This window comes from Micrococcaceae bacterium Sec5.7 (assembly GCA_039636785.1).
Taxonomy (GTDB): Bacteria; Actinomycetota; Actinomycetes; order Actinomycetales; family Micrococcaceae; genus Arthrobacter.
Genome location: CP144169.1, coordinates 2045263 through 2064334, shown reverse-complemented (window position 1 = coordinate 2064334; position 19072 = coordinate 2045263). Strand labels below are relative to the sequence as shown.

At 64.4% G+C, this 19072-nt stretch carries 17 protein-coding genes, 2 tRNA genes and 1 riboswitch; of the genes, 18 read left to right on the top strand and 1 reads right to left on the bottom strand.

The features are described from left to right. The first annotated feature begins 2 nt into the window (after positions 1-2). Together V3C33_09870 and ndk are read left to right on the top strand one after the other, a co-directional pair. Positions 3-443, top strand: a complete 441-nt coding sequence (locus tag V3C33_09870) for a DUF4233 domain-containing protein (protein ID XAS69522.1) — start codon at positions 3-5, stop codon at positions 441-443. 72 nt (positions 444-515) lie between these two features. Next, on the top strand, positions 516-929 hold the full coding sequence (gene ndk, locus V3C33_09865; GenBank protein XAS69521.1) for a nucleoside-diphosphate kinase: 414 nt from the start codon (positions 516-518) through the stop codon (positions 927-929). Positions 930-1028: 99 nt separating this feature from the next. Here ndk and V3C33_09860 read toward each other — a convergent pair whose 3' ends face one another. Continuing rightward, positions 1029-1712 carry a vitamin K epoxide reductase family protein gene (locus V3C33_09860; protein ID XAS69520.1) on the bottom strand — a complete coding sequence of 228 codons (684 nt, stop codon included), beginning with the start codon at positions 1710-1712 and terminating at the stop codon, positions 1029-1031. 463 nt (positions 1713-2175) lie between these two features. On the opposite strand from V3C33_09860, the gene V3C33_09855 reads away from it, so the two are divergent. The 16 genes from V3C33_09855 to V3C33_09780 all read left to right on the top strand — a co-directional run bounded on the left by V3C33_09855 (position 2176) and on the right by V3C33_09780 (position 19032). After that, positions 2176-5496 carry an Rne/Rng family ribonuclease gene (locus V3C33_09855; GenBank protein ID XAS69519.1) on the top strand — a complete coding sequence of 1107 codons (3321 nt, stop codon included), beginning with the start codon at positions 2176-2178 and terminating at the stop codon, positions 5494-5496. Between the two features lie 91 nt (positions 5497-5587). Continuing rightward, a riboswitch (TPP riboswitch) is annotated at positions 5588-5685 on the top strand. Then, on the top strand, positions 5668-7266 hold the full coding sequence (locus tag V3C33_09850; protein ID XAS69518.1) for a bifunctional hydroxymethylpyrimidine kinase/phosphomethylpyrimidine kinase: 1599 nt from the start codon (positions 5668-5670) through the stop codon (positions 7264-7266). It overlaps the preceding riboswitch by 18 nt. A gap of 318 nt (positions 7267-7584) precedes the next feature. Then, positions 7585-7893, top strand: a complete 309-nt coding sequence (gene rplU / locus V3C33_09845) for a 50S ribosomal protein L21 (protein ID XAS69709.1) — start codon at positions 7585-7587, stop codon at positions 7891-7893. Between the two features lie 59 nt (positions 7894-7952). Next, positions 7953-8216 (top strand): 50S ribosomal protein L27, encoded by a 264-nt coding sequence (rpmA, locus tag V3C33_09840; GenBank protein ID XAS69517.1) that lies wholly within the window; start codon positions 7953-7955, stop codon positions 8214-8216. Positions 8217-8332: 116 nt separating this feature from the next. Next, a complete protein-coding gene (gene obgE / locus V3C33_09835) occupies positions 8333-9922 on the top strand; it encodes a GTPase ObgE (GenBank protein ID XAS69516.1) in 1590 nt (529 codons plus the stop codon). Further along, on the top strand, positions 9912-11087 hold the full coding sequence (gene proB / locus V3C33_09830) for a glutamate 5-kinase (GenBank protein ID XAS69515.1): 1176 nt from the start codon (positions 9912-9914) through the stop codon (positions 11085-11087). The genes obgE and proB overlap by 11 nt, the downstream gene beginning before the upstream one ends. 26 nt (positions 11088-11113) lie before the next feature. Further along, positions 11114-12502 (top strand): glutamate-5-semialdehyde dehydrogenase, encoded by a 1389-nt coding sequence (locus tag V3C33_09825; GenBank protein XAS69514.1) that lies wholly within the window; start codon positions 11114-11116, stop codon positions 12500-12502. Positions 12503-12580: 78 nt separating this feature from the next. Then, positions 12581-12820: a hypothetical protein gene (locus V3C33_09820; GenBank protein XAS69513.1), complete on the top strand. Its 240-nt coding sequence runs from the start codon at positions 12581-12583 to the stop codon at positions 12818-12820. A gap of 46 nt (positions 12821-12866) precedes the next feature. Continuing rightward, entirely contained in the window at positions 12867-13493 is a 627-nt protein-coding gene (nadD, locus tag V3C33_09815) for a nicotinate-nucleotide adenylyltransferase (protein XAS69512.1), read from the top strand. 7 nt (positions 13494-13500) lie between these two features. After that, complete coding sequence (locus V3C33_09810) at positions 13501-14766, top strand: hypothetical protein (protein ID XAS69511.1); 1266 nt, start codon at positions 13501-13503, stop codon at positions 14764-14766. A gap of 50 nt (positions 14767-14816) precedes the next feature. After that, the gene (rsfS, locus tag V3C33_09805) at positions 14817-15218 is read left to right on the top strand and encodes a ribosome silencing factor (GenBank protein XAS69510.1); all 402 of its coding nucleotides are present in this window, start codon (positions 14817-14819) and stop codon (positions 15216-15218) included. A 141-nt stretch (positions 15219-15359) separates the two neighbouring features. After that, positions 15360-15432, top strand: a tRNA-Ala gene (locus V3C33_09800). 203 nt (positions 15433-15635) lie between these two features. After that, positions 15636-15711, top strand: a tRNA-Ala gene (locus V3C33_09795). A gap of 464 nt (positions 15712-16175) precedes the next feature. Beyond that, positions 16176-17279 carry a class I SAM-dependent methyltransferase gene (locus tag V3C33_09790; GenBank protein XAS69509.1) on the top strand — a complete coding sequence of 368 codons (1104 nt, stop codon included), beginning with the start codon at positions 16176-16178 and terminating at the stop codon, positions 17277-17279. Positions 17280-17530: 251 nt separating this feature from the next. Beyond that, positions 17531-17884: a zinc ribbon domain-containing protein YjdM gene (locus V3C33_09785; GenBank protein ID XAS69508.1), complete on the top strand. Its 354-nt coding sequence runs from the start codon at positions 17531-17533 to the stop codon at positions 17882-17884. Between the two features lie 17 nt (positions 17885-17901). Then, positions 17902-19032, top strand: coding sequence for an NAD(P)-binding domain-containing protein (locus tag V3C33_09780; GenBank protein XAS69507.1), 1131 nt, complete (start codon positions 17902-17904; stop codon positions 19030-19032). The last annotated feature ends 40 nt before the right edge of the window (positions 19033-19072 follow it).

Below are 19072 nucleotides of genomic sequence, written 5' to 3'. Positions count from 1 at the left end.
CCATGGCCAAGCTGACCAGAGCCCAGCGTGAATGGCGCCCGGGCATGCCCAAAAAACGCCGTTCCACCAAGGTGATGTTTGCCTCCACCGTGCTTCTGCTGGAGTCCTTCGTGGCGTTCTTCGCAACACTGGCGGTGTTCGGACTCCGGCGGGACGACTTCCCTCCTGCGCTTATCCTTTCGGTGGGTATCGGGCTGAGCGTGGTGCTGATTCTCGCCTGCGCTGTGCTGTCCAGGCCATGGGGTGTGGCGCTCGGATGGATCCTCCAACTGGTGTTGATCCTCACGGGCTTCGTTGAACCCATGATGTTCCTGGTGGGCGCACTCTTTGCCCTGGCCTGGTGGTACGGCATCCGCACCGGCATCAGAATCGATTCCGAAGCCGCAAGGCGTGAGCGCGAACAGGCCGAATGGGATGCCGCGCACCCGGACGGCCAGCGTTAGCCCGACGGCCCTGTCCCTCCATCCAGACCCCGTAGACTTAACCGGACCCCCCACTACCGCATTGGAGCAGCTGTGAGCATTGAGCGCACCCTAGTTTTGATCAAGCCCGACGGCGTGGCCCGTAACCTGGGCGGCACCATCATCAGCCGCATCGAGGCGAAGGGTTACACCCTGGCCGAACTCAAGAAGGTCAACGCGAGCCGCGAGCTGCTCGAACAGCACTACGAAGAGCACGTGGGCAAACCCTTCTACGAGCCGCTGGTCGAGTTTATGCTCAGCGGACCGGTTGTTGCTGCGATCTTCGAGGGCCACCGCGTTATTGAGGGCTTCCGCCTGCTCGCCGGAACCACGGATCCCACCACGGCGGCACCCGGAACCATCCGTGGTGACTTCGGCCGCGACTGGGGCCTGGCAGTTCAGCAGAACCTCGTCCACGGCTCGGACTCTGTTGAGTCTGCCAAGCGCGAGATCAGCATCTGGTTCTAACCCTGAGCTGAATCGCCGAGGTGAGACTTGGGGCCCATGTTTGATCAAAACATGGGCCCCAAGTCTCACCTCGGCGTTGTTTAACCTGCCGGAGCCGGGTCAGAAGCCGGACGTGCCGACGAACACCTGGATGAACGCGAAGAAAATGGTGGCGATCACAGCCACGTAGAGCAGCGCAGTGATGATCCAGCCGGAATCACCCAGGATCCGCGCTGCGGGGGCCGGGACGGGGAGGACCCCCTGCGTGACGTTGCGGACAGTGACCCAGACGAAGAGAGGAATCATGGCAGCCCAGACAATCATGCAGAAAGGGCACAGAATGTGGATCTCATACAGGGCCTGGGACCACAGCCACACCACGAAGGCGAAGCCGAGTGTCACTCCCGCCTGAAGCCCCAGCCAGTACCAGCGGGCAAAGGTTGCTCCTGCCAAGAGACCCATGCCGGTGGTGATAATCACGGCAAAAGCCACGATGCCGATGAACATGTTGGGGAAACCAAAGACGGAACTCTGCCACGTCTGCATTACCTGGCCACAGGATATCCACGGATTGACGTCGCAGATGGTGGCGTGGTTCGGATCCTTGAGGACTTCAAGCTTCTCGAGCACCAGGGATCCGGAGGCCAGCCAGCCAATTACTCCGGCGACGACCAGAAGCCAGCCGAAGGGCCGGTTGCGTGCCATGGCTGGCCCGGCGGATCCGGAAACGGCCTGCAGAGGTCCGGACTCATTCACAGCTGCTTTGGCTGATTCCGCGCCGGTGGCGGGGGAGATGCTGGGCATGGTTCTGGCGTCCTTTGTCTCGGGTACTCCTGGCCCCGATTGTAGCGCCGGACGCTGGGAGAAGGGGACCGGCTTTGGCGGCGCAGCGCTTTTGCACGCCGCTGGCCCCTGCCTACCGCTTCTTTGGGCGGTCGTGTGAGAGAATGGAGGTGGCTGGAGGACGATCCACATTCGCTCTTCGGTCCGGTGGCTAGTTCCCAAGACCGCCAATGATGAGCAGGGCACGCTCCGGATCAATCGATCCCGGCTATCCCGCAATGCCATTGGACGGCACCTGGTTGTGGCGTGTAGAACAACGGGTTTCAGGACACAGTTGCCGGCTCTCACGGGCTGCCGCACCCCACTGCCGGTGCGAACCTGAGGGTATTCAATTGACTTCTGTCAACGCCTGCGGGTTTTGACAATATATGCCCCAATGGGTGCCGGATGTGGCGGTACGTCGGGGGCAGGAGTGTTGCCACATATGGATAATGACCAGATTGTAACCGTTAACGAAGAAGCAACGGCTGCGGAAACTCCCGAAGCTCCGAAAAAGACCACCCGGACCCGGCGCAAGGCGGTGCCCAAGGCCAAAGCGGCAGAGGCCGACGCCAGCGAGGCAGCTGCCCCCGCCATGACGGAGGCTCCCGGTTCAGTCGAAGCCGTTCCGGCATCTGACGAAACAGCACCGGAAGCCAAAGCCCCGGTCCGCCGTAGCCGGTCGCGGAAAAGGACCGACACCGCTGAGCCGCTGCCGGTTTTTGCTGAAGACACTGCTGCTGGTGCCGAGCCCGCAGCTTCCGAAGCTGCTGCCTCCAAGCCCGCTGCTGAGGCTGCCGCCGACGAAGCACCGGCAGCTGCCGGTGCACCCGCTGATGCAGAAGCCGATGCCCCTGAGGCACCCACCAAGCCCGTCCGCCGTCGTCGCGTTGCCAAGGCGAAGGCTGTCGAGGTGGCTCCCGAGGAAACTCCGGAGGGAGTTGCCGACGCTCCGGCAGTTGAGGCTGCAGTGGCTGAGTCCGCAGCAGGGGGAGCCGGCACCGAAGCGCCTGAATCAGCCGGGGAGACTCCCGCCGAAACGTTGAGCCCGTTCGGATCGCTTTTTATGGAACCGGCTTCGGCCGCCTCAGTACTGTTCCAGGCACCGGATTTGAGCACAGTGGCCCGACCCGTGGCCGCCATCCCCGCCACTCCCGCTGTTGTGGAGGAAACCGAGAACGCCGAAAACACCGACGACGGCGAGCCCGACGACGCCGATGGCACCCGCCGGCGCCGCGGCCGTGGACGCCGCGGCCGCAGCCGCACTACTGACCGCGGGCTCGACGCCGATACCAATACCGAAGCCTCTGATGAAAGTGCCGCGGACGACGCCGAGGATTCCCCCGGTGAGGCAGGGGACGGCGTAACTTCCCGGCGTCGCCGTCGCCGCCGCCGTGGCGACCAGGATCTTGAACTTACCGGAGGCGGGGATGACGATCCGCCCAACACCGTGACCCGCGTCCGGGCCCCCCGCGCGGTCAGCGAGCCGGCCGTCAACGACCGCGTCACAAGCGTCAAGGGCTCCACCCGCCTTGAGGCCAAGAAGCAGCGCCGCCGCGAATCCCGCGACACCGGACGCCGCCGCACGGTAATCACTGAAGCCGAGTTCCTTGCCCGGCGCGAGTCCGTGGACCGGCAGATGATCGTCCGTCAGCGCGATGACAGAATTCAGATCGGCGTTATGGAGGACGGCGTTCTGGCGGAGCACTTTGTCTCCAAGACCCAGCAGGACTCCCTGATCGGCAACGTGTACCTGGGCAAGGTCCAGAACGTGCTGCCGTCCATGGAAGCCGCTTTTGTTGACATCGGACGTGGCCGCAACGCTGTCCTGTACGCGGGCGAAGTCAACTGGGACGCGGCAACGCTGGAAGGCAAGCAGCGGCGGATCGAGAACGCGCTGAAGTCCGGGGACACGGTCCTGGTGCAGGTCACCAAGGATCCGGTGGGCCACAAGGGCGCGCGCCTGACCAGCCAGATTTCGCTGCCCGGCCGCTACCTGGTGTACGTGCCCGGCGGGTCCATGACCGGCATCTCACGCAAGCTTCCCGACGTCGAACGCAACCGTCTCAAGCGGATCCTCAAGGACCGTTTGCCGGAGCATGCGGGAGTTATTGTCCGCACGGCCGCCGAGGGTGCCTCCGAGGAAGAGCTGACACATGACATCAACCGTCTCCGCGCACAGTGGGAAGGCATCGAGAGCCAGTCCACTTCCACCAAAGTCCTCTCCCCGGAGCTCCTGTACGGCGAACCGGACCTCACCATCAAGGTGGTCCGCGACGTCTTCAACGAGGACTTTTCCAAACTGATCGTCTCCGGCGAGGAGGCCTGGGACACCATCGAGGCCTACGTCACCTATGTGGCCCCGGACCTGGTTGGCCGGCTGGAAAAGTGGACCAAGGACCAGGATATTTTCTCGGCCTGGCGCATTGATGAGCAGATCCACAAGGCCTTGGACCGGAAGGTGTTCCTGCCCTCCGGCGGTTCACTGGTCATTGACCGCACGGAGGCCATGACAGTGGTTGACGTCAACACCGGCAAGTTCACCGGCAGCGGCGGCAACCTCGAAGAAACCGTGACCAAGAACAACCTCGAAGCCGCCGAGGAAGTCGTGCGCCAGCTGAGGCTGCGCGATATCGGCGGAATCATCGTCATCGACTTCATCGACATGGTGCTGGAGTCCAACCGCGACCTGGTGCTGCGCCGCATGGTGGAGTGCCTGGGCCGGGACCGGACCAAGCACCAGGTTGCCGAAGTCACTTCGCTTGGTCTCGTCCAGATGACCCGCAAGCGCATGGGCACCGGACTGCTCGAGGTCTTCGGCGAGCAGTGTGAGACCTGTGCCGGTCGCGGAATCGTAACCCACGACGAGCCCGTGGAGCACCGCCGCGCCAACACTGTGGCGGCCGAACACCACGTCCAGCGGGCCGACAGCTACCGGAGCGACAGCAACCGGGCCGACAGCAACCGGAGCGACAGTAACCGGAGCGACAGCAACCGGGCCGACAGCCAGCCAGCTGGCCGTACGGACCGGAAGCGCCGTCGGGGCAAGGGCGGGCAGGCTTCTGCCGATGTTGCCCAGGCAGCGCCTATCCAGGAGCACCCGGCCCACCCGGAGCCCACAGACGCAGAACGCCATGCCAAGGCAGAGGCCACACGCGCGGCGCTGGCCAACATTGCAGCCGCGGCACACGCTGCGCATCTGCATGACGACGACGCCCACGCAGCGGCAGCCGCCACCGAGCGGGTGGCGGTGGAACCTCTGGAATCTGCTTCCGCCGGCCGTCCTGCTGCCGTGCTGACGTTTGGTGGCGAGCAGGTGGTGCTTCCGTTCGTCGAATATGCAGGGGACAACCCGCAGGCGGCGGCACTCACGCTGGACCGCCTGGCCGAAGCATTCGCTCACTTGGGCGAGCCTGCGGCCGCAACTGAGCGTCCTGCAACTGCTGGCCGTCCCGCAACTGCCGTGGAGCGTCCTCTGGCAGCCGGCCGCGCGGACGCCGACCGTTACGAGGACCACACAGCGGTCCAGTCCACAACCCGCCGGCCGCGCCGCAACCGGAGCGCCAGCCGCGCCCAGGGTGCGGCCAATGAAACGTCCGTGGAACAGCATGAGACGGTCCATGCGACGGCCGCAGGTCACTCGCACGAGTCCAAGGCACCTGCGGCGGCCGCCAGGCGAACTGCCAAGGGAACTGCTCCGTCCAAGAAGGTTGCGGCCAATGAGCCCATCATTCTTGGCGTAGGTGTTCCTGCATCCGAACTCTGACACTGAGGTGTGGCTGATGCCCGGACCGGCGCTGATTGCAGCGCCGGTGCGGGCATCAGCTGTTTAAGCTGGCGAACAACGGCTAGGCTGGATGACTGACACGGGGTGCCGCGCACAGGGCCGGCTGAGATCCACACCCGTTGAACCTGTCCGGTTAGCGCCGGGGAAGGGATGTCTCCTTTGTCCTCCACAACGTTTCTGCCAGCCGCCGAGCTGGCTCCTGAGCTAAATCCTGAGGCAACTCCGGCAACCAGCCCTGCCGGAGTCCGGGTACTCCGCGATGTGCCGCGGGTCCTGACCATTGCGGGCTCGGACCCGTCCGGCGGAGCAGGGATCCAGGCGGACCTCAAAAGCATTGCGGCCAACGGCGGCTACGGAATGGCAGCCATCACGGCGCTCACGGCGCAGAATACCCAGGGGGTCCGCGCCGTCCATGTGCCGCCGGCCGCATTTCTGACCCAGCAGCTGGACGCCATCAGCGACGACATCAGCGTGGACGCCGTCAAAATCGGCATGCTCGGGGATGCCCAGGTGATTGCCGCCGTCCGGAGCTGGCTGGAGAAAGTGCGTCCCGCCGTCGTGGTTCTGGATCCTGTAATGGTGGCCACGAGCGGTGACCGGCTCCTGCATGAGACCGCTGAAGCTGCCCTGCGGGCGCTGCTGCCGCTGGCTGATCTGATCACCCCCAACCTTGCTGAACTCGCCATGCTGCTTGGAGTGGGCCAGGCGGTCAGCTGGCCGGAGGCGCTCGAACAAGGCACGCGGCTGGCAGCCGAAACCGGTGCCACGGTGCTGGTCAAAGGGGGACATCTCGACGCCGGCGACTGCCCGGACGCGCTCGTCAACACCGCGGGGCTGCTGTCGCAGGAAGTGGTGGTGGTGCCAGGCGAGCGGGTTCCCACCCGCAACAGCCACGGAACCGGATGCTCGCTGTCGTCAGCCATGGCCACCGCCCAGGCCAGGCTGGGGGACTGGGAGGCGTCACTGCGTGCGGTGAAGCCCTGGCTGGAAGGGGCCCTGAGAACATCAGGGGAGCTGGAGGTGGGCGCCGGCAACGGACCGATCCATCACTTCCATATGACTCCCCTCGCCCGGACCGGAGTGCCACGCCTCCTGAGGGAAGGCGGTTTCGCGGAACTCCTCCGCGCAGCGGCCTCTGCGGACCTGGAGGCCATCTACCGTCTTGAATTCATCCGCCACCTTGCTGCCGGCACGTTGGCCGAAAAGCATTTCGCCTATTACCTTGCCCAGGATGCCATCTACCTCAACGGCTACTCGCGGGTGCTGGCACGGGCGAGCGCCCTGGCACCTAGTGAAGCCGAGCAGCTTTTCTGGGCCCGCTCCGCCCAGCAGTGCCTTGAGGTGGAATCCGAGCTCCACCGCAGCTGGCTCAGCACGCGCACGGTGGAATCCACACTGGGGCCTGTGACCAAGTCCTATGTGGACCATTTGCTGGCGGCTTCGGCATCCGGCAGCTACGCAGTGCTTGTGGCGGCCGTCCTCCCGTGCTTCTGGCTGTATGCGGAAGTGGGTGAAACCCTGCATGCGGAGTTCCTTGCGTCGGGGGCACCGGCAGGCCACCCGTACTCAGAGTGGCTGCGCACCTACGCGGACGAGGGCTTTGCCGAGGCGACCCGGCAGGCCATCAGCATCGCCGATGCGGCGGGGCGGGCGGGATCGGAGGCCGAGCGTGCCGCAATGACTCTGGCGTTCCGGCAGTCATGCGGCTTCGAAGTGGACTTCTTCGACGCGCCGCGCCATTACGCCTGAACCCAAGCAGCGCCCGGAGCCGGTAGGATAGACAGGCACGGTTCCGGAAGTCAGTGCAGTAAACCCTTGTGGTGCATATCACGGACAACCCGCCGGAACCAGCCTCATTTGCGGCCGAAGGTAAAATTAGCGTATTCTAGATCTTCGGTGCTTACGCCAACACTTGGGTTATACCTCTTTGAAATTGTTCATGGGATAGCTCACGGGTTCCCCCGGGTAATCCACGGCGTTGAGGCACAGCGTGAGCCAGGCCAAACAATTGGACCCAGGTTCCGCACGCAAATCTAGTAATAAACGTCGAGAGAAGTGAGTTCCCAAGTGGTGTACGCGATTGTCCGCGCAGGCGGCCGCCAAGAGAAGGTTTCCGTTGGAGACTTCGTTACCCTTAACCGCGTCCCCGGTGGAGCCGGCAGCACCTTTGAGCTGCCCGCCCTGCTCCTGGTAGACGGTGACAAAGTCATCTCCGCCGCTGCGGACCTGGCCAAGGTAACTGTTACGGCTGAGATCCTTCAGGACCTTCGTGGTCCGAAGATCGTCATCCAGAAGTTCAAGAACAAGACCGGTTACAAGAAGCGCCAGGGTCACCGTCAGGAACTGACCAAGGTCAAGATCACCGGTATCAAGTAACCACTGGTTACTGTTCGGTTTTCAGCTGATTCCCCAGAATTTAAAGGCAGGCATTTCAAATGGCACATAAAAAAGGCGCGAGTTCCACTCGCAACGGTCGTGACTCCAACGCCCAGTACCTCGGCGTCAAGCGTTTCGGTGGGCAGGTGGTTTCCGCAGGCGAGATCATCGTCCGCCAGCGTGGCACCCACTTCCACCCGGGCGCCGGCGTTGGACGTGGCGGAGACGACACCCTGTTCGCACTTGCAGCAGGCGCGGTCCAGTTCGGCACCCGCCGTGGCCGCCGCGTGGTCAACATCGTTACTGCTGCAGCTGCAGAGTAATAACCAGATTTAAAGCGGTGGAGCGGGCCATTTGGTCCGCTCCACTGTTCTTTTAACCGCATTACAATCAACTGGAGCGGACCCCAGGGTCCAGTTACAGCACAGAGGAGATCCACGTGGCGAGCTTTGTAGACCGGGTAGTACTGCACGTATCCGGCGGTACCGGCGGCCACGGCTGTGTCTCTGTCCACCGTGAAAAGTTCAAGCCTCTGGGCGGCCCGGATGGCGGCAACGGCGGCGACGGCGGCGACGTCATCCTGCGCGTTGATGCACAGACAACCACGCTGCTCGACTACCACCACGCCCCGCACCGTCATGCCACCAACGGTGGATCCGGCATGGGTGACTGGCGCGGCGGCAAGGCCGGCGAAACCCTCATTTTGCCTGTACCGGACGGAACTGTGGTCAAGAGCAAGGACGGCAAGGTCCTTGCAGACCTCGTGGGCGTAGGCGCCGAGTACATCGCGGCAGCCGGCGGTCTGGGCGGTCTGGGTAACGCGTCCCTCTCATCACAGAAGCGGCGTGCGCCCGGATTCGCGCTTCTGGGCATTGAAGGCGATGCCCGCGACATCGTCCTGGAACTGAAGTCCATCGCAGACATCGCCCTTGTGGGCTTCCCGTCAGCCGGCAAGTCCAGCCTGATCGCTGCCATGTCTGCTGCGCGGCCCAAGATAGCTGACTACCCGTTCACCACGCTCATCCCCAACCTCGGCGTTGTCCAGGCCGGTGAGGTCCGCTACACCATCGCCGACGTCCCCGGCCTGATCGAGGGCGCCAGCGAGGGCAAGGGCCTTGGCCACAACTTCCTGCGCCATGTGGAGCGTTGCGCCGCGCTGGTTCACGTACTTGACTGCGGCACTCTGGAATCGGACCGCGATCCGCTCGCTGACCTGGCCATCATCGAAGCTGAGCTTGAGAAGTACGCCGTGGACATGAGCTACGCGGGAGCCGATGGAGAGGTTGTCCCGCTCAACCACCGTCCCCGGCTCGTCGCCCTGAACAAGGTGGACCTGCCTGACGGCAAGGACATGGCCGAATTCGTGCGCCCGGAGCTGGAATCACGCGGATACCGTGTCTTTGAAATCTCCGCCACGAGCCACGAAGGGCTGCGCCAGCTGGGCTTCGCCATGGCCGAAATTGTGCAGGCTGCCCGCGACGCCCTTGCTGCAGCGCCGCCCAAGGTGCACCCGCCGGTGCTGCGCCCCCGCGCGGTCAACGAGTCAGGATTCAAGATCCGCCGGGAAGAAAAGAACCTCGAGCCGCTGTTCCGGGTTCTGGGCGACAAGCCGGTCCGCTGGGTCAAGCAGACCGACTTCACCAACGAGGAAGCTATCGGCTACCTTGCGGACCGTCTTGCCAAGCTGGGCATCGAGAACGAACTGTTCAAGCAGGGTGCCACACCGGGCGACACCGTGGTGATCGGTGAGGACGACGGCGTGGTCTTCGACTGGGAGCCCACCATGATGGCGGGCGCCGAACTGCTTGCGGCGCCGCGTGGGACCGACGTCCGGTTTGCCGACATTGGTGACCGTCCCACCCGCGGGCAGAAGCGCGACGAGCAGGTGGAGCGCCGCGAGGCCAAGGCTGCCGCGCGTGCCGAGCTGGAAGCGGAGCGCAAGGCCGGCATCTGGACCGAATCCGTCAGCGGACGCCGGGCCGCTGCGCCGGTCAAGGAGAGTGGACTGGACGCAGAAGATGACGAGTAACTCCGTCACGGCTGCACCGGTTCCCGGCGCCGCAGACAAAGCCGCAGACAAGGCCGCGGACAGAAGCGTGCTGTCCGGCGCCCGGCGCATTGTGGTGAAGGTGGGCTCGTCCTCCCTGACCAGCATCAAGGGCGGCATTTCCGAAGAGTCGCTCATTGCGCTGGCTGACGCATTGGCCGCCAAGCGCAATGCCGGCACGGAGATCATCCTGGTCTCCTCCGGCGCAATCGCAGCCGGCCTGGCGCCCCTTGGGCTGGCCAAACGTCCGCGGGATCTGGCCACCCAACAGGCTGCGGCCAGCGTGGGGCAGGGCCTGCTGATGGCGCGGTACACCCAGGCCTTCGGTGCCCACGGCGTGACGGTCAGCCAGGTGCTGTTGACGGCCGATGACCTCATGCGGCGCAGCCAGCACACGAACGCTTTCCGCGCCCTCAACCGGCTGCTCAACCTCGGCGTGGTGCCGGTGGTCAACGAAAACGACACCGTCGCCACCCACGAGATCCGCTTCGGCGACAACGACCGCCTGGCAGCACTCGTGGCGCACCTCGTCCGCGCTGACGCGCTGGTTCTGCTCTCCGACGTCGACTCCCTCTACGATGGCCCGCCGTCGCACGGTGCCAAGCGGATTCCGCTGGTGGCGGGCCCGCAGGATCTCCATGGAGTGTCTGTCGGCAAGACCGGCAGGGCAGGCATTGGAACGGGCGGAATGCTCACCAAGGTGGAGGCGGCTACCATTGCGGCCGGTTCCGGGATCCATGCCCTCGTCACATCAACCGCGAATGCCGCTGCGGCACTGGCCGGCGAAGATGTTGGAACCTGGTTCAGCGTGAACGGCGCCCGCAAGCCTGTCCGGCTGCTGTGGCTGGCCCACCTTGCGCCGGTACATGGCAGGCTCATGCTCGACGACGGCGCCGTCAAGGCTGTGCGTGACCGCCACACCTCGCTGCTCCCCGCGGGCATTTCAGCTGTTGAGGGTGATTTCGAAGCCGGCGACGCCGTGGAAATGGTCAGCGCCGACGGCACCGTCATTGCACGGGGCCTGGTCAACTATTCTGCGGCGGAGCTGCCACAGATGCTGGGCCGGTCCACGAAGGAACTCGGAAAGGCGCTGGGCCGCGGATATGACCGTGAAGTTGTTCATGTTGACGATCTGGTGCTGGTCTAAAGTCAGTGCTCGCCTAAACTTGAACCATGACTGAGGCACTGATTCCGCAAACCACCCTGATTTCCGAAGACACCCTTGCGGTGCCCTCGGCTCCTGAGGCCGGTAGCGTGCCGGTATCACCGGTTCCGGAATCACCGTCAGTTATTGAGCCGGCGGCGGATGTCGAGGCTGCCGTCCACGCCATAGCCGACCGCTCGCGCCAGGCCGCCCGGCGTATGGCGAGGGCCAACCGCGCTTGGAAAGACCGCGGGCTCCGCGCCATCGGTGCTGCCCTGCTGGAACGCAAGAGCCTGATCCTTAATGCCAATGCCAAGGACGTGGAGGCCGGGCGTGCCAACGGGACCACGGCTGCGCTGCTTGACCGGCTCACCCTGAACGCCAGCCGGATCGAGGCGCTGGCCGGCGCACTCGAGAGCCTCGCGAACCTGCCCGATCCGGTAGGGAATGTGGTCCGCGGACAGACTCTCCCCAATGGCCTGCGACTGCGCCAGATCAACGTGCCCATGGGCGTGGTGGCTGCCATCTACGAGGCCCGCCCCAACGTCACTGTAGATATTGCCGGACTTGCCCTCAAGAGCGGCAATGCGGTGATCCTGCGTGGCGGCAGCGCCGCTGCGGCCACCAACGAGGCCCTGGTGCATGTCCTGCGCGGGGCCCTTGAATCGGTCGGTCTGCCTGCCGACGCCGTCCAGACAGTGGACCAGTTCGGACGCGAAGGCGCCAACGCCCTGATGCGGGCGCGGGGCCGGGTGGACGTCCTGATTCCCCGCGGCGGCCGGGAACTGATCCAGACTGTGGTCAACAACTCCTTGGTGCCCGTGATTGAAACGGGGGAGGGCAACGTGCATATCTTCATCGATGAATCGGCCAGCGAGGAAATGGCGGTGGAGATCCTCCTCAACGCCAAGACCCAGCGGCCCAGCGTCTGCAACGCCGTGGAAACGCTGTTGGTGCACTCGCGCGCAACAGTGCTGCCGGCCGTCGCGGCGGCTCTGCGTGAGGCCGGTGTGACGCTGCACGCAGATGACAGGATCCGCGCTGCACTGCCCGCCTCCATCCAGACAGAAGCTGCCACGGAGGAGGACTGGGCCACCGAATACATGGACCTGGACCTCGCCGTGGCCATGGTGGACAGCCTGGATGACGCCGTCAACCACATCCGCACGTGGTCCACCGGGCATACCGAAGCCATCCTCACCAATGACCTCACGAATGCGGAACGGTTCATCGCGGAGGTGGATTCGGCTGCCGTGATCGTCAATGCCTCCACGAGGTTCACCGACGGCGGAGAGCTGGGCCTGGGCGCGGAAGTCGGCATCTCCACGCAGAAGCTGCACGCGCGTGGCCCGATGGGTCTCACTGAACTGACCACCACCAAGTGGATCGTGCAGGGCGAGGGCCAGATCCGCGGCTAGCGACGCGGTAACATAGAACAGAAGTCCGGAACGGCGGGAACGTCCGCCGTCGTTATCCTTTGAGCTCTAGGGGAGAAAATGCTGCTCCAGCAGATCGCCACGTCAATTGCCGCCGTCGGCGAATCAGAACACGAGGAACTGGCTCCGATTTGGGCCGCACCATGGGTCTTCGGTGTGGTGATCTTCTCCATCCTGCTGGTTCTGATGTTCATTACGTGGTCCTACTCGAACCTGGGTAACCGCCACTCGGCTGTCGAGGAACATTCGGATCCGCACCGTCAGCACCCCAACAAGCACGATCATCCCCAGGGCCACTGACATTTCCGCCATCCTTCAACAGAGCCGTACAGCGGGCCGGTACCGTTTGGGCGTAATGGGTGGAACGTTTGACCCCATTCATCACGGCCACCTGGTCGCGGCCAGCGAAGTGGCCGCCAAGTTCGGACTGGACGAAGTGGTCTTTGTTCCCACCGGCCAGCCCTGGCAGAAATCGGCCAAGACAGTCAGCGAACCCGAGCACCGTTACCTGATGACGGTAATTGCGACTGCGTCGAATCCGCGTTTTACGGTCAGCCGGGTTGACGTGGACCGCCCCGGTCCCACGTACACCATTGATACCCTGCGCGATCTTCGGACCCAGCGTCCCGATGCCGATCTGTTCTTTATCACCGGCGCCGACGCCCTGTCGCAGATTCTGTCCTGGAAGGACATTGACGAACTGTGGTCGCTGGCCCATTTTGTCGGGGTCACCAGGCCGGGTCATGTGCTGGACGGCATGGGCAGAAAAGACGTCAGCCTGCTCGAGGTGCCGGCCATGGCCATCTCCTCCACGGATTGCCGCGCAAGAGTGGCCGCCAGCAACCCCGTCTGGTACCTCGTGCCGGACGGCGTGGTTCAGTACATTGCCAAATACGGACTGTATGCCGGGAACTCCAGCCCGGGGGACAGCACCGCACCTACCGAAACAGACAAACCAGCCAGTACTGAATGAGTTTTAAATGAGTCAGGAACAGCCCCCCGTCCGCAGCCGTCGTGAATTACGACAGGCCAGAGATGAGACCCTGGAACAGACCCAGGATGCCGGGACCACAGGTCCAGGCCAGGTACCCCCTACCTCAAAACAGACTGACGAAGCGCCCGGCCCCGTAGAGAGCACCGGGCGCATCCGGCATGTTGCTGCGGGTCCCGTTGACTCGGTGCCGGCCATATCGGCCGCAGAGCGCTCCTCCCAGATCAGGGCCCGGGACAGGGCAGCCCTCCGTGCCATTAAGGAACTTGCGGAAAAGGAGGAGCAGCTCTCCGCGGGTGGTCCGCCCACCCGCCGGCAGCTGCGCCTCCAGCAACTGCAGGAGCAGGCCGTCACCTCGGCGATTCCCGTCGTTTCACCGGCAAAAGTTCGGCCGGCCGCAGTTCTGCCGGCCGCAGGCTCCGCTTCGGCGGCCCAACCAGCGCCCAGACCGCGTGAACTGGAGACCCCGAATCCGCCCATGCAGCCGTCCGGCGGGGCCGATTGCCGAGGCCTGCCGTCTGACTCTGTGGAAGAGCTGCCTCACGGGATGACGGTGGACCAGGCGCTGGCTGCGCGCTCCCTCATTGCGGAACAGGCCAGGAACCAGCTGGCCAAAATGGAGCACATCGCGTCCCACGACCCCGAGGCCGTGGATCCCGAAATCCTGGCTCAGCAGATTGCCCTGGCTGAACGCGCGGCGGTCCTGAACCGGCGCGCCATGGCCAAACAGAAACTGGCCGAGCAGAACAGCCAGCCTCCGCTTCAGCGCCAAGATCCGTCTGCGGCCAGCAACCTTGCCATGGTCACGCCGCTGGAGTTCGTGCAGGTCCCGGGTGTGGACCGTCCGGTTATGAAGCCGCCCGCCACGTCTTATCTTCCGCTTGTAACGAGTCCCGGTCCGAGGTTGAAGCCCCACCGGGCCGCCGGGCCCCGTCCGTCGTCGGCGTCCCGCCTGGCGGGTGCTGGACCGTTAACCGGGCGTTCCCGGGTCCTGGCCCGTGCTGAAGCTGCGGCAAAGGCCGCTACCCTTGCTGAAAGTTCCGCAGCCGGCGAAAGAGCCCCGGGATCGGGCGAAGACCTTACTGAGCTGCGTGTGGCTGCCAAGGCCGCGTATGGGCTGGAACCGTTGGATGCTGTCACCGCAGGCCTTGGCCGGGCGCAGCGAATCCGGTTGCTCCAGCTCGGCGTGCTGGCTCTCGGAATAGTAGCCCTCATCGCCGGCATCACCATGATCATCAGTGGCCTGTCCCGCTGATCACCACAGCATTTTCAACAACAAGCTTTTACACCACAACAAGGAGTCCCGTGACTGCATCTGATTCATCCATCGAGCTAGCCCGCCATGCAGCAAAAGCTGCCGCGGAAAAGATCGCCCAGGACATCGTCGCTTTGGACGTCAGTGAGCGACTGGCCCTGGCCGACGTCTTCCTGATTGCCTCAGCACCGAGCGAGCGCCAGGTCAACGCAATCGTTGACGGTATTGAAGAGGAGCTCGCCAAGGAGGACCGCCGTCCGGTGCGCCGTGAGGGCCGTTCTGCCGGCCGCTGGGTGCTGCTTGACTACTCGGACGTTGTTGTCCATGTCCAGCACGAAGAAGACCGCGTTTTCTACGCCCTCGAGCGCCTTTGGAAGGACTGCCCTGTGGTGGATCTGCAGCTTGGTGACGACACCTCAGCCAAGGCTGCCGTTTCCACCGACGCAGAGTAGGCAAACCCGGAACAGCCCGAATATGCCCGATTTGGAATTTTCGGAACGGCTGTTCTAAGATATTTGAGTTGCTTCGGAGAAATCCGGACAGTGAACCGGGCCCGGATGCGCAAGCTGACGGTGCCGGAGCAGCGAAAATTCGGGGCTGTGGCGCAGCTGGTAGCGCACCTGCATGGCATGCAGGGGGTCAGGGGTTCGAGTCCCCTCAGCTCCACCGGATGATCCGCCGGAATCGAAAGATTCCGGCGGATTTTTCTTTGACCGGACGATGCCGGATCCATGCCGGGGGCGTTGTCTGTTTTCCGGCCCGGGGTGAGCCCTACGTGTTCAGCTGCACGATTCGCATCAGACCGGATTCTGGATTAAGATAAACAGGTTGCTTCCGGGAAATGCGAGACGGCCGGGAAGCTAACGCTTGGGGCTGTGGCGCAGCTGGTAGCGCACCTGCATGGCATGCAGGGGGTCAGGGGTTCGAGTCCCCTCAGCTCCACCATATTGACCTTATTCGAACCATCGACAGAGTCGATGCCATTGAGTAAGTCATCAACGGATACCAAAAGGGAACCACCGGATCTGGTGGTTCCCTTTTTCGTGTCGCTGTGGCCACGTAGTGCGCCTGTGCGCGGTCAAGGGCCTCGACTCGGCTGGTGCCCGCCATGCGTGCTTGGCCTGCTGGTCTGGGAGCGGATGGCGACTATCGCCCACCTGTATCCTGAGTACGTAGGTTGAATGGCATTAGCGGTCACCAACCCTGCCCGGTTCGCGGCCGGAACCCGGTCCTGAATCTTGGGCCGTATCCCAGGACTTCGCGGAATCTCCACCGCAAACGTCAGCCGCCAATCGGCCTCGGAGTCTAGGAATGGAACTCTCATCAATACCGACGCACCGGCGCCCCTGGGAATCCCTGCGGCTGTCCTCGAGCCCTCGCACACAGCCAAGGCAGATGAGCCCGCCGTCGTGACCTGGACCGAGGCCGGCGACGGCAGGACGGCTCGATGGCGTTCGGCGAACGGCCGGCCGGCGCCGACACGCGTTGAAGCGGTTGACGACCGCCTCACGGCCGATGAGGCGAACCGGATGGCGTCCCAAGGCATCGCCATGCTCTGGCACGGTGACTTCCACAATGCGCGGCAGATCCTCAACGCCATGGATCGTCGGGTGAGTGCTGGAAAGAAGAAAATCGCCAGAACGTACGCCGATGAGTTCTACCGGCACCGCCAGGCCCGCTCGCATCGTGCACGCATTCTCGGACTTCTGCTGATTCCTCTTGACCCGGGTCCTGCGGTGCCGCTGCGGCGCGCACCGGATATCAAGGAGGCCGCCGCGGAGGCCTACGGGGCAATCGAGGAATCTTCGGTTGTGTCGCTACATGAGCTTGTGGGGGCAATCGGCGCACACCAGTGGCGAAAGAACGGAGTCTACGTCGATGCCCTACACGACCGCGTTCACCCGCACTATGGCACTTTCTTCCCGACCCGCAGCGAGTATGTGGATCTCGTGGCTTCCGCTCCGCTACCATCTGACACATTGGCGTTCGACATCGGCACCGGCACCGGGGTGCTGGCTGCCGTCCTGGCCCGCCGTGGCGTCCACCGCGTCGTCGCGACGGATAATGAACCGCGTGCCATCGCCTGCGCCGCAGAGAATTTCCGGAACCTCGGCGTCCAAGACCGTGCCGAGCCAGTCCTGACCGACATGTTCCCGTCCGGACGCGCACCGCTCATCGTGTGCAACCCGCCCTGGATTCCGGCCACACCGCATTCTTCCCTGGACAGCGCCGTCTACGACCCCGGCAGCCGGATGCTGTTCCGCTTCCTGAACGAGCTCTCCGACCATCTGGAGCCGGGCGGAGAGGGCTGGCTCGTCCTCTCGGATCTGGCCGAGCACCTCGGGCTGCGGTCCCGTGACGATCTGCTGGGCGCCATCCGGTCGGCCGGTCTGAAGGTGATGGAGCGGCTCGACACCAAGCCGACGCATCCGAAGGCATCCGACCGCAACGATCCTCTGTTCGAGGCCCGCGCGGCCGAGGTCACGTCGCTGTGGCGGCTCGTTGCCCGCTGAGCCCAGACATCGTCGCAGCCCGCAATGTGGGCCGCGCACCGGCTCCCATCAGCATGCCCACCAAGGCAAATGAGCCGAGTCCGCCGAGCTGCAGCGGGGTCAAGTCCCATGCCTTGTGTTCGGCCAACGGAGGGCCCAAGGCAAAAGGCAAGCCGTGGACAATGAACCTGGGACGGCCACTGCCGGGCATCCGTCAGGGACGGCGGCGTTACTCCGGCACCCTGTCAGGCCGCCGGGACTATCATGGGGACGTGAATGAGACATTGCCCCCGTGCCCGGAATGCTCCAGCGAATACACCTATGAGATGGGGGCGCTGCTGGTCTGCCCCGAATGCGCCCACGAATGGTCCGCCGAGTCAGCAGACGAGCCGGAAGAGGCCGGCGAAAATGTCATCAAGGATGCCGTGGGCAACGTCCTCGCCGACGGAGACACCGTGACTGTGATCAAGGACCTCAAGATCAAGGGAAGTTCCGCCGTGATCAAGGTGGGCACCAAGGTGCGCGGCATCCGCCTGACGGACGGAGTGGGCGATCACGACATCGACTGCAAAGTTGATGGCGTGGGACCCATGCAGCTCAAGTCCAATTTGGTGAAGAAGGTATAGCCGGAGTCCACGCCGCCATGACGCACAAGGTGAGAAACGCCGACGTCGTGGTGATCGGCGCCGGCCAGGCAGGGCTGTCTGCGGCCTACCATTTGGGCCGCCGTGGCTTTGTGCCATTTGCGCCGGGCGCCGCTGCGCCGGGCGCCGGCGCGCCGGATGCCGCCAGGCCGGAATCGCCGGGAACCTACATGGTGCTCGACGCCGAAGACGGTCCAGGCGGCGCATGGCGCCACCGCTGGAAGAGCCTGCGGATGGCCACCGTCAACGGCATCAGTGAGTTGCCCGGCATCGCCAAGCCTGAGGGGGACCCGGACGAGCCCAGCTCCGCGTTCCTGACCCGCTATTTTGACGGCTATGAGCAGGAATTCGCGCTGGCAATCGAGCGGCCCGTCAAAGTCAACGCAATCACGCGGGAGGGCAGCAACCCCGCCGGCCGGCTGAGGATCAGCACATCAAACGGCGACTGGTCAGCCCGGGCCGTTATCAATGCAACCGGAACCTGGACCAGGCCGTTCTGGCCCATCTATCCGGGTCAGTTCACTTTTCTTGGCCGGCAGCTGCATGTGGCGGACTACGTCTCCGCCGATGAGTTCAGGGGCCAGCACGTGATTGTGGTGGGCGGCGGAATCTCCGCGGTGGGACTGCTGGATGAGATTTCCAGGGTCACCTCCACCACCTGGTTCACCCGCCGCGAGCCCGTGTGGAGGGACATCGAGTTTGACCGGCGGGCGGCCCACGACGCCGTGGCGCTCGTTGAGGAGCGTGTGCGGCAGGGGCTTCCGCCACAGAGCGTGGTGGCGGTGACCGGGCTCATCTGGACGCCGGCACTGCGCGCCGCTGCTTCCCGTGGCGTGCTGGACCGGCATCCGATGTTCACCAGCATTGAACCGGACGGCGTGCGGATGCCGGATGGCAGCCTGGTGCCGGCCGATGTGATTCTCTGGGCCACCGGTTTCCGGGCTGAGCTGGAACATCTTTCCCCGCTTCACCTGCGAGGCCCGGGCGGTGGGATCGCGATGGACGGCACCATGGTGGTGTCCGAGCCGCGGGTGCACCTGGTTGGCTACGGGCCGTCGTCGTCAACCATCGGCGCAAACCGGGCGGGCCGGGCAGCAGTGACAGGCATCCTCAAGTTCTTCGGCAGGTAGACGCCCCGGCACACGGTAAGTTTGCACAGTAGGTCGGTAC

Bases quoted from the DNA above. Each gene is read 5' to 3' on its own strand.
- V3C33_09870 (XAS69522.1), top strand. From the start codon at position 3: ATGGCCAAGCTGACCAGAGCCCAGCGTGAATGGCGCCCGGGCATGCCC.
- V3C33_09860 (XAS69520.1), bottom strand. From the start codon at position 1,712: ATGCCCAGCATCTCCCCCGCCACCGGCGCGGAATCAGCCAAAGCAGCT.
- V3C33_09855 (XAS69519.1), top strand. From the start codon at position 2,176: ATGGATAATGACCAGATTGTAACCGTTAACGAAGAAGCAACGGCTGCG.
- V3C33_09850 (XAS69518.1), top strand. From the start codon at position 5,668: ATGTCTCCTTTGTCCTCCACAACGTTTCTGCCAGCCGCCGAGCTGGCT.
- rpmA (XAS69517.1), top strand. From the start codon at position 7,953: ATGGCACATAAAAAAGGCGCGAGTTCCACTCGCAACGGTCGTGACTCC.
- proB (XAS69515.1), top strand. From the start codon at position 9,912: ATGACGAGTAACTCCGTCACGGCTGCACCGGTTCCCGGCGCCGCAGAC.
- V3C33_09825 (XAS69514.1), top strand. From the start codon at position 11,114: ATGACTGAGGCACTGATTCCGCAAACCACCCTGATTTCCGAAGACACC.
- V3C33_09820 (XAS69513.1), top strand. From the start codon at position 12,581: ATGCTGCTCCAGCAGATCGCCACGTCAATTGCCGCCGTCGGCGAATCA.
- V3C33_09810 (XAS69511.1), top strand. From the start codon at position 13,501: ATGAGTCAGGAACAGCCCCCCGTCCGCAGCCGTCGTGAATTACGACAG.
- V3C33_09780 (XAS69507.1), top strand. From the start codon at position 17,902: ATGACGCACAAGGTGAGAAACGCCGACGTCGTGGTGATCGGCGCCGGC.